At 70.2% G+C, this 15,341-nt stretch carries 10 protein-coding genes; 6 read left to right on the top strand and 4 right to left on the bottom strand.

The features are described from left to right. The first annotated feature begins 104 nt into the window (after positions 1–104). Together GXW71_RS30345 and GXW71_RS30340 are read left to right on the top strand one after the other, a co-directional pair. Complete coding sequence (locus GXW71_RS30345) at positions 105–3,224, top strand: efflux RND transporter permease subunit (RefSeq protein ID WP_211856550.1); 3,120 nt, start codon at positions 105–107, stop codon at positions 3,222–3,224. Further along, positions 3,193–6,303, top strand: coding sequence for an efflux RND transporter permease subunit (locus GXW71_RS30340; RefSeq protein ID WP_211856548.1), 3,111 nt, complete (start codon positions 3,193–3,195; stop codon positions 6,301–6,303). The genes GXW71_RS30345 and GXW71_RS30340 overlap by 32 nt, the downstream gene beginning before the upstream one ends. A 137-nt stretch (positions 6,304–6,440) precedes the next feature. On the opposite strand, the gene GXW71_RS30335 is transcribed toward GXW71_RS30340, so the two are convergent. Both GXW71_RS30335 and GXW71_RS30330 read right to left on the bottom strand, forming a co-directional pair. Next, positions 6,441–7,628: an acyltransferase family protein gene (locus GXW71_RS30335; RefSeq protein ID WP_211856546.1), complete on the bottom strand. Its 1,188-nt coding sequence runs from the start codon at positions 7,626–7,628 to the stop codon at positions 6,441–6,443. Continuing rightward, a complete protein-coding gene (locus GXW71_RS30330) occupies positions 7,612–9,150 on the bottom strand; it encodes a YncE family protein (protein WP_211856544.1) in 1,539 nt (512 codons plus the stop codon). The genes GXW71_RS30335 and GXW71_RS30330 overlap by 17 nt, the downstream gene beginning before the upstream one ends. 253 nt (positions 9,151–9,403) lie before the next feature. Here GXW71_RS30330 and GXW71_RS30325 point away from each other — a divergent pair, with 253 nt between their 5' ends. Beyond that, complete coding sequence (locus GXW71_RS30325; RefSeq protein ID WP_211856537.1) at positions 9,404–10,753, top strand: glycosyltransferase family 87 protein; 1,350 nt, start codon at positions 9,404–9,406, stop codon at positions 10,751–10,753. Continuing rightward, complete coding sequence (locus GXW71_RS30320; RefSeq protein WP_281417453.1) at positions 10,750–11,769, top strand: glycosyltransferase family 2 protein; 1,020 nt, start codon at positions 10,750–10,752, stop codon at positions 11,767–11,769. Before GXW71_RS30325 ends, GXW71_RS30320 begins: the two co-directional genes overlap by 4 nt. Before the next feature lie 143 nt (positions 11,770–11,912). Here GXW71_RS30320 and GXW71_RS30315 read toward each other — a convergent pair whose 3' ends face one another. Then, entirely contained in the window at positions 11,913–12,467 is a 555-nt protein-coding gene (locus GXW71_RS30315) for a carboxymuconolactone decarboxylase family protein (protein WP_211856535.1), read from the bottom strand. A 31-nt stretch (positions 12,468–12,498) separates the two neighbouring features. Further along, on the bottom strand, positions 12,499–13,245 hold the full coding sequence (locus GXW71_RS35565) for an IclR family transcriptional regulator (protein ID WP_367617401.1): 747 nt from the start codon (positions 13,243–13,245) through the stop codon (positions 12,499–12,501). A 120-nt stretch (positions 13,246–13,365) separates the two neighbouring features. On the opposite strand from GXW71_RS35565, the gene GXW71_RS30305 reads away from it, so the two are divergent. Next, the gene (locus GXW71_RS30305; protein ID WP_246527032.1) at positions 13,366–14,352 is read left to right on the top strand and encodes a Bug family tripartite tricarboxylate transporter substrate binding protein; all 987 of its coding nucleotides are present in this window, start codon (positions 13,366–13,368) and stop codon (positions 14,350–14,352) included. Positions 14,353–14,366: 14 nt separating this feature from the next. After that, complete coding sequence (locus tag GXW71_RS30300; protein ID WP_211856531.1) at positions 14,367–15,341, top strand: Bug family tripartite tricarboxylate transporter substrate binding protein; 975 nt, start codon at positions 14,367–14,369, stop codon at positions 15,339–15,341.

Raw genomic sequence — 15,341 nt, 5'->3', positions numbered from 1 at the left:
GCACAGCCGCGCGAACGGACGCCGGCGCCTGACGCCGGCCCCGCCGCGCCGGAAGGTCCCGCGAGCCCTGCCCCCGCGGCGCCGGCCGGGGCGGCGCCCACCCGGTGAGCATCTCCGCGCCCTTCATCGCGCGCCCGATCGCGACCGCGCTGCTCGCGGTCGCGGTGCTGCTCTCCGGCCTCTACGGCTATATGCGGCTGCCGGTCTCCTCCCTGCCGGAAGTCGATTTCCCGACCATCCAGGTGACGACGCAGCTCCCCGGCGCCTCGCCCGACACGGTCGCGGTGCTGGTCACCGCCTCGCTGGAGCGGCAGCTCGCGCAGATCCCGGGCCTCGTCGAGATGCTCTCGGTCAGCGGCCCGTCGGTCAGCAGCATCACCCTGCAATTCGCGCTCGGCCGCGACATCGACGACGTGGCGCAGGACGTGCAGGCCGCGATCAACGCGGCGCGCGGGACGCTGCCATCGACCCTGCCCTATCCGCCGACCTATCAGAAGGTGAACCCGGCCGATCCGCCGATCCTGACGCTGGCGCTGACCTCCGACACCCTGCCGGTCGCGCGGCTGTCGGACGCCGTGGACACGCTTCTGGCGCAGCGGCTGGCGCAGGTCGGCGGCGTCGGGCGCGTCGGCGTGCAGGGCAACATGCGGCCCGCCGTGCGGCTGCAGATGGACCCACGCCGCCTCGCCGCCTATCGCCTCGGGCTCGAGGATGTACGGACGGTCATCGCCGCCTCCAACCAGGCCGGCCCCAAGGGCTCGCTCGACGGCCCCGCCCAGGCGAGTGCCGTGATGGCGAACGACCAGATCACCACGGCCGCCGGCTTCGCCGACCTGGTCATCGCTTGGCGCGACAATGCCCCGGTCAGGCTCCGCGACGTCGGCACCGCGGTCGAGGACCTGGAGAACACGCTGACCGCCGCCTGGTACAATGGCCGCCCCGCCGTGCTGCTCGACGTGCAGCGCCAGCCCGGCGCCAATATCGTGCAGACCGTCGAGGCGATCCGCACCCAGCTCCGCGACCTCGAGCGCGCCCTGCCCGCCGGCGTGCAGCTCTCGGTGGTCTCCGACCGCACCGAGACCATCCGCGCCTCGGTGCATGAGGTGCAGTACACCCTGATCCTCGCGATCGTGCTGGTCGTGCTGGTGATCTACCTGTTCCTGCGCACCGCGCGTGCCACCATCATCCCCGGCGTCGCGCTGCCGCTCTCGATCATCGGCACCTTCGGCGTCATGGCGCTCTGCGGCTTCTCCATGGACAACCTGTCGCTGATGGCGCTGACCATCGCGACCGGCTTCGTCGTGGACGACGCCATCGTCATGATCGAGAACGTGGTGCGTCTGGTCGAGAAGGGCATGCGTCCGCTGCAGGCGGCCTTCGAGGGGGCGAAGCAGATCGGCTTCACCATCGTCTCCCTCACCTTGTCGCTGATCGCGGTCTTCATCCCGCTGCTGTTCATGGAAGGCGTGGTGGGGCGGCTGTTCCGCGAATTCGCGCTGGTGCTGACCATCTCCGTCCTGGTCTCCATGGTCGTCTCGCTGACCTTGACGCCGATGATGTGCGGGATGCTGCTGCGCCCGCATGAGGAGGATCGGCCCGGCCGCCTGTCCCGCCTGTTCGAGCGCGCCTTCGACGCCATGCTGCGCTTCTATGCCCGGACCCTGGATTGGGCGCTGAAGCGGGAAGCGCTGATGTTGCTGGTCGCGACGGCGACCGTCGCCGGCACCGTCTACCTCTATATCATGATGCCCAAGGGCTTCCTGCCGCTGCAGGACACCGGCCTGATCACCGTGACGGTGGAGGCGCCGCAGGACGTCTCCTTCCGCCGCATGGCCACACTCCAGCAGGCGGCGGCCGCCGCGATCGCGGCCGACCCCGCCGTGCAGTCCACCACCGCCGTCGCCGGCGCCGGCACCCTCAATGCCGCGCAGAACAGCGGCCGGATCAGCGTCGTGCTGCGCCCGCGCGAGGACCGGGAGGCGATGACGGTCATCACCGAGCGGCTGAACGCCCGGCTGGCCGCGGTCTCCGGCATCACCGCCTATCTCCAGCCGGTGCAGGACATCCAGATCGGCACCCGTCCGTCCAGTACGCAGTACCAGTACACGGTGGTCGACAGCAGCAGTGCCGAGCTCGCTACCTGGGCGCCGCGCCTGCTGGCGGCGCTCCGCGCCCTGCCTCAGCTTCGCGATGTCGCGACCGACCAGCGCGAGGATGGCCTGCGCATCGCGCTGCAGGTGGACCGCGCCCGCGCGGCCCGGCTCGGCGTCACCATGCAGGCGATCAGCGACACGCTCTACGATGCCTTCGGCCAGCGCCAGATCTCGACCATCTACGGCCAGAGCAACCAGTACCGCGTGGTGCTGGAGGTCGATCCCGCCCAGGCCCAGGACCCGGCGGTGATCGGGACGCTGCGCGTGCCCGGCAGCGCCGCCGCCGACGGCACCGGCAACAACCAGGTGCCGCTCGCGGAGATCGCCAGCATCTCCCGCACGCCGGGGCCGCTGACCGTGACCCGGCAGAACCAGTTCCCGGCGGTGACCTTCAGCTTCAACCTGCCGGAGGGCGTCGCGCTGGACGAGGCGCTGCGCGCCATCCGCGCCACCGAAGCCGGCATCGGCCTGCCCGACACCATGAGCGGCAGCTTCGGCGGCGACGCGGCCGAGTTCAACCGCTCCCTCGCTGGCCAGGGCTGGCTGATCCTGGCCGCGATCATCGTCATCTACATCGTGCTCGGCGTCCTCTACGAGAGCGTGATCCATCCGATCACCATCCTCTCCACCCTGCCCTCGGCCGGCATCGGCGCGCTGCTGGCGCTGGAGCTCTTCGGCCTCGACCTCTCGGTCGTCGGCATGATCGGCATCGTGCTGCTGATGGGCATCGTGAAGAAGAACGCGATCATGATGATCGACTTCGCGCTGGAGGCGCAGCGCGACCACGGGCTCGATCCGCGCGGTGCGATCCGGGAGGCCTGCCTGCTGCGCTTCCGCCCGATCATGATGACGACCATGGCGGCCCTCCTCGGCGCCGTGCCGCTGGTGCTGAGCCAGGGCGCGGGGTCGGAGCTGCGCCTGCCCCTCGGCGTCTCGGTGATCGGCGGCCTGCTGCTGAGCCAGGTGATCACGCTCTACACCACGCCGGTCATCTATCTGGCGATGGAATGGGTGCGCACCCGCATCGTGACCCTGGTGCATGGCGGCCCGCCGCCGGCGCCGGCCGAATAGCGTGGGCAGCTTCGTCACCCGCCCGATCGGCACCGCGCTGCTGGCGATCGGCATCGCGCTGGCGGGTCTCGTCGCCTATATCAACCTGCCCGTCGCGCCGCTGCCGCGTGTCGACCTGCCGACCATCGCCGTCACCGCGAGCCAGCCGGGCGCCGACCCGATCATCATGGCGGCCTCCGTCGCCGCACCGCTGGAGCGCCGCCTCGGCGAGATCGCCGGCATCACGGAGATGACCTCGACCTCCAGCCTCGGCAGCACCAACGTCATCATCCAGTTCGACCTCGGCCGCCGGATCGAGGATGCGGCGCGGGACGTCCAGGCGGCGATCAATGCGGCGCAGCCCGACCTGCCCTCCGGCCTGCCAAACCCGCCCACCTTCCGCCGGCTGAACCCGGCCGATGCGCCGGTGCTGATCCTGGCGCTGACCTCAGACACCGTGACGCCGGGCCAGATGTACGACGTCGCCGACAGCATCATCGCCCCGCGCCTGACCCAGGTGCAGGGCACCGCGCAGGTCAGCATCTCCGGCGCCGAGCAGCCGGCGGTGCGCGTCGCCGTCGATCCCGCCGCCGCCACCGCGGCCGGCGTCTCGTTCGAGGACATCCGCATCGCCATCGCGCGCGCCAACGTCACCGCGCCGGTCGGGCTGCTCGACGGGGCGGACCAGGCGGCGGCGATCAGCACCGGGCGGCCGATGAGCACCGCCACCGAATTCGCCGGCATCATCGTCCGCCAGTCCAATGGCGCCATGATGCGCCTCGACGGTGTCGCGCGGGTCGAGGAAGGACCGCGCGACCGCCGCCAGTCCGGCCTCTTCAACGACCGACCCGCGGTCATCCTCACCGTCTTCAAGCAGGCCGATGCCAATGTGCTGGAGGTGGTGGACGGCATCCTGGCGCGGCTGCCGGACCTGAGGCGCTGGATCCCGGGCGGCATCGACATCACCGTGGTGCGCGACCGGTCGCAGACCATCCGCGCCAGCGTCGACGAGGTCCAGCTCACGCTCATCATCAGCATCGCGCTGGTGGTGCTGGTGGTGGCGGCCTTCCTGCGCCGCACCTCCGCCGTCTTCGCGGCCGGCATCGCGGTGCCGCTCTCCCTCCTTGGCACCCTCGGCATCATGTGGCTGGCGGGCTTCTCGCTCGACAACCTCTCGCTGATGGCGCTCACCATCTCGGTCGGCTTCGTGGTGGACGATGCCATCGTGATGATCGAGAACATGGCGCGGCTGACTGAACGCGGCATGCGCCCGATCCCCGCCGCCATCCAGGCAATGCGCGAGATCGGCTTCACTGTCATCTCCATGAGCCTGTCGCTGATCGCGGTTTTTATCCCGCTGCTGTTCATGGGGGGCGTCATCGGCCGCCTGTTCATGGAGTTCGCGGCGACGCTCTCCATCGCCGTCGCGATCTCCGCGGTCATCTCGCTGACCGTCACGCCGATGATCGCGGCCAATCTCGGCCGGGACGCGCCGCGTCCGCCTGGCCTCTTCGGCCGGACCTTCGAGCGCGTGATGGACGCGGTGATCGAGGGCTACATGCGCAGCCTGACCGTCGTGCTGCGCTGGCGGCGGACCATGCTGCTGCTGACGGTGGCGCTCATCGGCGTCACCGTCTGGCTCTACACCGTGGTGCCCAAGGCCTTTTTCCCGGAACAGGATTCCGGCCTGCTCGTCGGCGCAGCCCAGGCGCAGCCCGACACCTCCTTCCAGGCGATGGTCGGCTATCAGGCGCGGCTGATGGACATCATCCGTGCCGATCCGGCGGTCGCCGGCGTCACCGCCTCGGTGGGCGGCGGCGGCTTCTTCGGCTCCTCCGGCAATATCCGGCTGCAGGTCTCGCTCAAGCCGCAATCGGAGCGGCCGGGCGTCAGCGGCTTCGACGTGGTCAACCGCCTGCGCCAGCCGCTGACCGCGGTGACCGGGGTGCAGACCTTCCTGCGCGTGCAGGCGGACCTCAACATCGGCGGCCGGCAGACCAGCGCCAGCTACCAGTTCGTGCTGCTGACGCCCGACCTCAACGAGCTCGAGACCTGGAGCGAGGCGCTGGTGCGCCAGCTCCGCACGGTGCCGGAGGTGACGGACGTCTCCTCCGACCAGCAGCGCACCGGCCTCGTCAGCCGCCTGGTGATCGACCGCGACGCGGCATCCCGTCTCGGCGTCGAGGTCTCGACGATCGGCGCGGCGCTGAACGATGCCTTCGCGCAGCGCCAGGTCTCCACGATCTACCGCACCCGCAACCAGTACCGGGTGGTGCTGGAGATCGATCCGCGGCTGACCGAAGCGCCCGAGCAGCTCATGCGCCTCTTTGTGCCCGGCACCGGCGGCCCGGTGCCGCTCGGTGCCCTGGTCAGGCTGGAGCGCACCAGTGCGCCGCGCTCGGTCACGCACCAGGGCAGCTTCCCGGCATCGACCATCAGCTTCAACCTGCCGCCGGGCGTGCAGCTCGGCGAGGCATCGGCCGCGATCCAGCGCGCGGCGCTCGCGATCCAGATGCCGGCGACGGTGCGCGGCGAATTCGCCGGCAATGCCCGGTCCTTCCAGGCCTTCCTCGGTGGGCTGCCGATCCTGATCCTGGCGGCGCTGATCGTCATCTACATCGTGCTCGGCGTGCTCTACGAGAGCATGATCCATCCGCTCACCATCCTCTCCACCCTGCCGACGGCCGGCATCGGCGCGCTGCTGGCGCTGCTCGCGACCGGGACGCCCTTCAGCCTCATGGCCTTCATCGGCGTGATCCTGCTGATGGGCATCGTGAAGAAGAACGCGATCATGATGGTGGATTTCGCGCTCGCCCATGAACGCGCCGGCGGCCAGGGCGGCATGGAGGCGATCCTGCTCGCCTGCCGGGAACGCTTCCGGCCGATCCTGATGACGACCCTGGCGGCGCTGTTCGGCGCCATCCCGCTCTGGGTCGCGACAGGCCCGGGCGCCGAGCTGCGCCAACCGCTCGGGATCACCATCATCGGCGGGCTGATCCTGTCGCAGTTGCTGACGCTCTACACCACCCCGGTGGTCTATCTCGCCTTCGAGCGCCTGGCCGGCGACCGCCGGGCGCCGCTGATGGCGCCTGCTGAGTAGCCTCGCCCCTCAGACGCGTCGTGCGAAGAGCACGCTGCTCGCGTGACGCGGGCGCATCCGCGCCCCTTGGCTTTCGCCGCAGTCGCGGCGGGCCGCATTCGCGGCCTCGGACCGGTCAAGCGACCGGTCCGCTGCTATCAGGAGAAGGCCTTCTTCAAGCCGAGGAACGGCTTCTCCCAGCAATGAAAGCTGATCAGGGCCACGAGGATCGATCCGGCGATCCCGGAGAGCACCAGCGCCGCGGCGCCGATGTCGCCGGCGCCGGGCTGCACGCCGAGCGCTGCGGTGAGCGGCGTGTAGAACAGGATGACCGCGACGATCGGGTGCCAGACATAGAGCCCGTAGCTGTAGCGCCCGAACCAGCGCAGCACGCCGGCCTCCAGCACTGTCTTCAGCCAGGGCGTGGTGATGCCGGCCAGAATGGCGCCGCCGAAGGTGGCCGCCAGCAGGGTGTAGCCGATCGTCTGCATCAGCGCGCCGTAATTGCCGAGGGAGCGCTGCGCCATGATCACCACCAGGGCGCCGGCGCCGCAGAGCAGCAGCGCCGCCCAGGCCGGGGTACGGAAGGGCATGGCGCCGGCCTGCCCGCGGATGGCGAGGCTGCAGAGCGCGCCGGTCGCGAGCGCATCCATGCGGCCCGGGGTCAGGATATAGATGGCCTCCGGGTCGACGCCCTGGATGACCATGGCCACCCGCAGGAGCAAGGCGCCCAGGATGATCGCCGCCGCCGCCGCCATGAGCTGGCGCCGGCTGCCCCAGCGCACCAGGAACGGCCACATCAGGTAGAAATGCTCTTCGATCGCGAGCGACCAATAATGGCCGAGGATACCGGCGCTCTCGGGCCCTTCCACCGCCAGCAGGACGTTCGTGAGGTAAAAAGCGAGCCAGGCCGGGCTGTGGGTGCCCCAGACGCCGGCGCCGGGCCAGGCGAGGCTCAGCAGGACCACGATCAGCAGCGCGCCGTAATAGAGCGGGAAGATGCGCAGCGCCCGGCGGGCGTAGAAGTTGCGGAAATACCCTGGCCTGCGCTGGCTGTCGTAGAGGATGCCGGTGATGAGGAAGCCCGACAGCACGAAGAAGAGGTCGACCCCCAGCCAGCCGATCTCGCTCGCCGCCAGCAGCGGGTGCGCGAAGCCGAAGGAATTGGCGCTGCGCCCGAAATGGTAGATGAGAACGAGCAGGATCGCGAGGCCGCGGATGCCGTCGAGCGCGCCGACATGCACGCCGGCGATCGGCAGGTCGCGCGCCTTGGCGACGGCGGGTGCCGTCCCCTGCGGCAGGTCCATGACGCGCCCTGCGCGATCCACGTCAGCGGAGCTGGCCATATCCGAGCTCATACAGCCCTCCCCTGGATGACGCGTAGACGGTGGCACGCGCCGGATCGACCTGGATCGTCCTGAGCCATGGTCCGAGATAGAAGCGCCCCATGCGGCGCCCGGTCGCGAGGTCGATCGCGGCCACCTCGCCTGTCGCCAGGCTGGCGCAGAACAGGATGCCGCGCTGCTCGTCGAGCGCCATCACCCGGACGCCGAAGATCGCCTCGATATGGCCCCGCGGCGCCAAGGTCGCCGCGTCGAAGCGCTCGATCCTGGATGCGACCGGATTGGCCAGCAGGATCTCGTCGGAGGCCGGCAGATAGGCCATGCGGTCGACGCGCGGCGGCGCCGGCATCTCCGCGACGATCGAACGCGTGCGCAGGTCATAGGCCATCAGCATGCCGCGGCGCCGGAAGAAGCTGAGATAGAGCCGCGACGCATCGGGGCGCAGCAGCAGGTTGCCGGCATCGAGGTCGCGCCGGTCGCGCACCTCCCCGGTCGTGCGGTCGAGCACCATGAAGGGCGTGCCGACCTCGTCATCCGCCTCGGAGACAATCACCAGCGTGTCGGTCCCGGGATCGACCGCGATCCAGGGGTCGCCCGGCGAGAGGTCCGGCAGCGGCAGAGAACGCTTCAGCTCCAGCGTCTCGGCATCGAGCGTGAGCAGCGTGCGCGTGCCCTCGTTGAACACATAGATCTCGCGCGCGGCCGCATCATAGGCAAAGGCCTGGGCGCCGCCGGTCGGAGCGCTGGAGGCGAGGCTCGGCTCCGCCCGGTTGCCGACCGCGACACGCAGGAGTTGCGGCAGGCCGTGCCCGGTGACGAAGAGGTGCTGGCCACTGCGATCCAGCTCGATCCAGTTGAAGTCGCCGAGCGCCAGGACACGCGCGGAGGGTGGCATGCGGAGCGCCTGCTCGATCGGCGTCAAGGCGGTGCCGCCGATGCCGAGCGCGGCGGCACCGGAAGCCAGCAGCAGCGCCGGCCCGGCAGCGGCGACACGGATGCCGAAGCCCCAAGCCAGATAGCGGCGCAGGAAGAACAACTCCGCCACGCCGACGGCCATCGCCATGGCGCCGCGCTGCGGCCGGGGCCGCCGCAGGATGCGGTCGTGGATCGCATCCGGCAGCAGGTTCGTTGCCAGCAGGAGGATCGCCGGCGCGGCGAGCCAGAGCGGGGTGCGGGTCAGCCGGAAGACGGTCACCGCGAGCGCCACGGCGAGCAGCATCATCACGCCATAGCCCCAGACCGGCCCGAGCCGCCGCGCGCCCAACCAGATCAACGCCAGGACCAGGAGCGTGGCGCCGAAGACGCCGACCCGCGCGAGCGGGGTGCCGGCGATGCCGATGACCAGCAGCGTGATGCGCGCGGGGTCGATGAGGGTTGCAAGAATCCAGTCCTTGCAGAGGAACAGGAGAATGAGGAAGGCTGGCAGCCGAAGGACAGCCCAGGCGATGCGAAGCGCCGCCCTGGACTGCGATGGGTGCCGCACCGGATGGTCGGCCGGAAGGCGCCGCTGCGCGACCTCATCCACGATTATCCGAGCCTCACTGTGCGACATTGGACTGCCTATCCAGGAGCCGACAGAACGTCGGTAGATCCCCTGACCCTATAAGCTTGAGACCATCTGCCCGGTAACCCTTTGATTCTTTTGGATGCAGCTTTGGGTTGACGGGCGCATGATCTAAAAAAACGACAATTCGCTTTTAATGTCCAGTGGAATCGATTAAGAACCCCAACATATGCCGACACGCGGTCGGCCGACCCGGACCGGGATGTCGAGCACCATGACGACCCTGCTCTCTCTGCTGGTCGACATCGGCGCGGTTGCTGCGGGCATCGCTGCCGTGCTGGCGATCGCCCGCGCCGGCTGGCCGCCGCGTGCCGAGGCCCTGGGCGTGCTCGCACTGTCAGGCGCCACCGCCCTCTTCATCTTCGCGACCTCCGAGCCACAGGCGCGCTTCGGCGATTTCCGCGATGCCTATTACCTCGGCGGCGTCGCGGCCCTGCGCGGGCCGGAGGCTTTCGGGGCACTGTTCGACCAGGGCGTGCATGGCTGGGTCAACCTGCCGATCGTCGCCTATCTCTTCGCCCCCTTCGCGCTGCTGCCGGCGCGCGAATCCGCCTTCGTCTTCTCCCTGCTCGGGCTCATTCCGGTCGCGCTGGCCTGGCACCTGCTCTCCCGCCTCGCGGGCCTGGAAGGGCGCGACCGCTGGCTGCTGCTCTTCCTCTTCGCGGTCAGCGGCCCGCTGCACTACAGCGTGAAGGAAGCGAACACGAGCCACATGGTGCTGGCGGGTCTGGCCGGTGGCCTGCTGCTGCTGCGCGCCGGCCGCCATGTCGCGGCCGGGCTGCTGCTCGGGGCCATGGCCGTCATCAAGCTGCCGCTGCTGCTCTTCGGCGTCGCCTTCGTGCTGCGCCGCAACTGGCGCGCCGCCTTCGGCTTCGCGGCGGTCTGCGGCAGCGCCGGGCTGCTGTCGCTCGCGGTCTTCGGCCTCGATCTGCATCTCCTGTGGTATGAGCGCTGCGTCCGGCAATTCGCCAGCAATCCGCTCGGCGCGTTCAACGTGCAGTCGATCCCCGCGCTGCTGATCCGGGTGGTCGAAGGCCCCTCCGTCCTGCGCGACTGGGATGCCCGCGAGATCGCCTCCACGCAGCGCCTGGCCGGGTCCGTCCTGACCGGGTTGCTCTATCTCGCGGCCCTCATCGCCTGCGCCCGGCGCGCGCCCGAGCCGCCCCGCGAGGGCAGTGCTGCGGCGCAGGAGCGGACCGACATCGAATACCTGCTCGTCATCTGCCTGGCAGTGATCGGCAGCCCGCTCTCCTGGTCCCACTACTATGCCTGGCTGCTGATGCCGATCGCCTTCCTGCTCGGTCCCCATTCCCTGCTCCGCGGCACGGCCGCCGGCCAGCGCATGGCCTGGGTCGCGATCTTCCTGATCACGCCGACGGTGCTGCTCCTTGAGATCCCCAATCCCACGCTGATGGCGGCCTACAACGCGATCGGCGTGTCGCACCTGATGTTCGGCGGCCTGCTGCTCTTCGCCCTGCTCGTCCGCGCCCGCGCCAGGCTCGGCATGGCGGTGCCGCCCTTGAGCCGCGTTGAAGGGAGAGCCGGCGCGCCGGCGAGATCATGATGGATCAGACGCCCTTTCCCGCCGGGTCCGATGCCGGCAGCCAGATGACGCTCTCCATCATCATCCCCGCCTATAACGAGGAGGAGGTGATCGAGCAGTTCCACGCCCGCCTCGCATCGGTCATGGCGCAGCTCGGCATGCGCTGGGAAGCGATCTATGTGAATGACGGCTCCCGCGACCGGACGCTGCCGATCCTGACCGCCCTGCATGAGCGGGATCCCCGTGCCGCGGTGCTCAACCTCTCCCGCAATTTCGGGAAGGAGATCGCGATGACCGCCGGCCTCGACCATGCGCGGGGCGATGCGGTGATCGTCATCGATGCCGATCTGCAGGACCCGCCCGAGCTGATCCCGGCGCTGGTCGCGGGCTGGCAGGAGGGCTTCGACGTCGTCTATGCGCAGCGGCGCGAGCGCCAGGGCGAGAGCTGGCTGAAGCGGGCGACCGCGCATGCCTTCTACCGGGTCATGCAGCGCATCGGCGGCTCGGTGCGGCTGCCGCAGGATACCGGCGACTTCCGGCTGATGAGCCGCCGCGCCTGTGACGCCCTGCTGCAGCTCCGCGAGCGGCACCGTTTCATGAAGGGCCTCTTTGCCTGGATCGGCTTCCCGACCAAGCCGGTGCTCTACGACCGCGACCCGCGCGCCGCCGGCACCAGCAAATGGAATTACTGGAAGCTCTGGAACCTCTCGCTCGAAGGCATCACGAGCTTCACCGTCGTGCCGCTGAAGGTCGCGACCTATCTCGGCCTGCTGGTGGCGGTCTTCGCGACGCTCTATGGCGGGCTGATCGTGGTCAGGACGCTGATCTTCGGCAACCCCGTCCCCGGCTATCCGAGCCTGATGGCCGTGGTGCTGTTCCTGGGCGGGGTGCAGCTCATGACGCTCGGCATCATCGGCGAATATCTCGGGCGCATCTTCAACGAGACCAAGGGCAGGCCGCTCTACCTGGTGGAGCGGCACCTGCAGAGTGGGTTGCAGGTCTCCGGCAAGGCGGCCCCTGCCAGCCTCGTCGCCTGAGGCTTTTCCCCAGCGGCCTTGATCGAAAGCCGATCAAGACCCCCTCAGACGCGTCGTGGCGAAGGCACGCCTTCGGCGTGACGCGCGACTACGCGCGGGCCGCATTCGCGGCCTCGACCGGTCAAACGACCGGTCCGCCAGCATCAATCGACGCCGAGCTCCGGCGCGAAGGCGTCGGGCAGGCCGAGCTCGAAGGTGTTCAGGGTCATGGCGACGAAGCTGTAATAGCCGAGCAGGCCGACCAGCTCGACCATGCCCCGCTCGCCCAGCGCCGCGACGCCGCGCCGGTAGAGCGCCTCCGGCACCCGCCGCGTCTGCAACAGGCTGGTCGCCACCGCGAGGATCGCGCGCTCCGCCTCATCGCGCAGCACCGGCTCCCGCCGCGCGGCGATGGCCTCGATCACCGCCGGGTCCATGCCCGCCTTCAGCCCTTCCCGCTTATGTGCGGTCCATTCGTAGTGCGAGTCCCAGAATCGCGCGGTCACCAGGATCGCGAGCTCGCTGAGGCGCGGCTCCAGCGAGGTCTGGTAGCGCAGCAGCTCGCCGAGCCGCTGGCCACGTCGCGCCAGCTCCGGGTTGCGCAGCCAGGCGATCATCGGCGCCGGCACGCGGCCGCGCAGGCCGGCGACCGCCTCGGCGCAGACCGCCTGCTCCTCCGGCGTGCGCTCGGCTTCGGGCGTGAGGGTGATGCGGGCCATCGGGATCTCCTCCTATCGTTGAATCACGCGATCAATTGAGGATCGCCGCGGGATCGCCGCCGAGGGCGCGGGTGATCGCCACCGCCTCGCGCATCACCAGCGGCACGCAGAGCGCTTCCGCCGCCGCGTCGAAGCGATAGAGCGGCACCGAGATACCGACCGAGCCGGCGACGCCGCCAGCCGCATCCAGCACGGGCGCCGCGATCGCCGCGATCTCGCGCAGCCGCTCGCCGCGGGTGACGATCGGCAGGCGCGGGCGCTGCCCGGCCGGCGCATCGAGCGCGATCAGGGACCGCCCATGCGCGCCGATGCCGAGCGGCTGCACCTCCCCCACATGGGCGTGGTCGCGGACGAGCTGCGGGGAATCGAGGCGGAAGACGCAGCGCCGGTGATCGCCCTCCCGCACGAAGAAGGTGGCGCTCTCCCGGCTTTCGGCGCGGAGCCGCTCCAAGGCCGGCATCACATGATCCTCGAGCCGGAGCGAGCGGCGGAAACGGTCGCCGAGCAGCAGCAGGGTCGGGCCCAGCCGATAGCCGCCCACGGCCAGCCGCTGCACGAAGCCATGGCTCTCCAAGGTGCCGAGCAGCCGGAGGGCGGTCGTCAGGTGCAGCCCGGCGCGGCGCGCGACCTCCACCAGCGGCAGCGCGCCATCCTCCTCTCGGAAAGCATTTAAGATCACCAGTGCGCGGTCGACGGCGCGGACATTGCCCTCCGACCCGCCGGAATCGCTAGCGGAATCAAGGCTTTGATCGGGCTGGACAGGGCGCGGCTTTCTCACGTGGGCAGCCTAGGGTGCGTTTCCGTATTTTGGAAGTGTATTGCACCACGTGGAAGCCTGATTTATTGCTCCGCCACGAAGAGCGGCCCCGGGCGACCGGCTGCGGCGTGGAGGAAAGCAATGATCCGGATCGACAGACGCGCGGCGCTCGGCCTGGCGCTCGGCGCCGCTGGCCTCGCCGCCGGACGCGCCGCGGCGCAGCCCGCCTGGCCAAGCAAGCCCGTCACCTTCCTGGTGCCCTTCGCGCCCGGCGGTGCCTCCGACATCACCGCGCGTGCCATCGGCACGCGCATGGCGCAGGCGATCGGCCAGTCGGTCGTGGTCGACAACCGCCCGGCCGCGAATGGCCAGGCGGCGGCGCGCATGCTGGCGCGCAGCGCGCCGGACGGCCACACGGTGATGGTCGGCTCGATCGGCGTCTTCGCCCTGAACGCCGTGCTCTATCGCAACCCCGGCTACGACCCGGTCACCGATTTCACGCCGGTGACGCTGGCCGTCACCACGCCGAACGTGCTGGTGGTCAATCCGGAGGTGGCGCCGGTCAACGACCTGCCGGGCCTGATCGCCTGGATGAAGTCGAAGCCTGGCGAGGTCTTCCATGCCACCAGCGGCATCGGCTCCTCCCCGCATCTGACCATGGAGCTGTTCAACCAGCTCACCGGGACGGAGGCGACGCATGTGCCTTCCCGCGGCGGCGCGGCCGCGGTGCTCGACCAGCTCGCGGGACGGGTGCAGGTCTCCTTCCAGGGCCTCGGCAGCATCATCGAGGCGGTGCGCGACGGGAAGCTGCGCGCCATCCTGGTCACCGCGGAGCGCCGCATCCCGATGCTGCCGAATGTGCCGACCGCAGCCGAGGCCGGACTCTCGGATTTCGTCGTCAGTTCCTGGCAGGCGATGATGGCGCCGCGCGGCCTGGCGGCGCCAGTGCAGGCGCGGCTGCATGCCGAGACGGTGGCGGCGCTGCGCGATCCCACCGTCGCCACCGCGCTGGAAGCGGCGGGCTATTCGGTGGTGGGCAACAGCGCCGCCGAATACGCCGCCTTCCAGCGTGCCGAGGTCGAGCGCTGGCGCCGGGTCGCGACCGCCGCGCGCATCGTCCTCGATTGAGAAGGATGACGCCCATGTATCGCCGTAGCCTGCTCGCCGCCTCCGGCGCCCTCGCCCTGCCCCGCTTCGCTGCTGCCCAGGGCACACCGGGCGCCTGGCCGGCGCGCCCGGTGCGCATCATCGTCCCCTTCCCGCCCGGCGGATCGAATGACGCGGTGGCGCGCCCGCTGGCCGAGGCGCTGCAGCGCAACCTCGGCCAGCCCTTCGTCATCGACAATCGCGGTGGCGCCGGCAGCACCATCGGCAGCACCGAGGTCGCCCGCGCGCCCTCCGATGGCTATACGCTGATGGTCACCTCCTCGACCTTCGCGACCAGCGCCGCGGTCCAGACCACACCTTATGACGCGGCGCGCGACTTCGAGACGGTGGCGCTGCTCGCGACCGCACCGCTGGTGATGCTGGCCTCGCCCGACTTCCCGCCGAACACGATGGCGGAAGCCGTCGCCCATATCCGCGCCAATCCCGGCAAGATCGACTACGGCTCCGCCGGGCCGGGCAGCATCGGCCATATGGGCGGTGCGCTCTTCGCGCTGCGCGCCGGGCGGCTCGACATGCAGCACGTGCCCTATCGCGGCACCGGCCCGGTGCTGAACGACCTGGCAGCCGGCATCATCCAGCTCACTTTCACCACCATCACCGCGGCGGCGGGGCTGGTCAGTGGCGGCCGCGTCAAGCTGCTCGGCTGGACCTCGGAGAACCGCCCGGCCAGCGGCCCCGCCGCGCCGACCCCGCGCGAGAGCGGACTGCCGGATTACGAGGCCGGGATCTGGTGGGGGCTGCTGGCGCGCCGCGGCATCCCCGCCGCGATCCGCGCACGGCTCAACGCCGCCGCCAATGAGGCGCTCGCCGAGAGCCGCTTCGCCGCCAATCTGGCGAATGAGGGCGCGACGCCGGCGCGGCTCTCGCCGGAGGAAGGCGAGCGCTTCCTGCAGGCCGATCTGGCGCGCTGGCGGGACCTCGCCATCGCCGCGAACATCCGGGTGGAGTGA

The organism is Plastoroseomonas hellenica (assembly GCF_018129085.1).
Taxonomy (GTDB): domain Bacteria; phylum Pseudomonadota; class Alphaproteobacteria; order Acetobacterales; family Acetobacteraceae; genus Plastoroseomonas; species Plastoroseomonas hellenica.
This window is presented reverse-complemented; position numbering and strand designations above follow the sequence as displayed.

Bases quoted from the DNA above. Each gene is read 5' to 3' on its own strand.
- GXW71_RS30300 (WP_211856531.1), top strand. From the start codon at position 14,367: ATGTATCGCCGTAGCCTGCTCGCCGCCTCCGGCGCCCTCGCCCTGCCC.
- GXW71_RS30305 (WP_246527032.1), top strand. From the start codon at position 13,366: ATGATCCGGATCGACAGACGCGCGGCGCTCGGCCTGGCGCTCGGCGCC.
- GXW71_RS30315 (WP_211856535.1), bottom strand. From the start codon at position 12,467: ATGGCCCGCATCACCCTCACGCCCGAAGCCGAGCGCACGCCGGAGGAG.
- GXW71_RS30325 (WP_211856537.1), top strand. From the start codon at position 9,404: ATGACGACCCTGCTCTCTCTGCTGGTCGACATCGGCGCGGTTGCTGCG.
- GXW71_RS30320 (WP_281417453.1), top strand. From the start codon at position 10,750: ATGATGGATCAGACGCCCTTTCCCGCCGGGTCCGATGCCGGCAGCCAG.
- GXW71_RS30335 (WP_211856546.1), bottom strand. From the start codon at position 7,628: ATGGCCAGCTCCGCTGACGTGGATCGCGCAGGGCGCGTCATGGACCTG.
- GXW71_RS30340 (WP_211856548.1), top strand. From the start codon at position 3,193: ATGGCGGCCCGCCGCCGGCGCCGGCCGAATAGCGTGGGCAGCTTCGTC.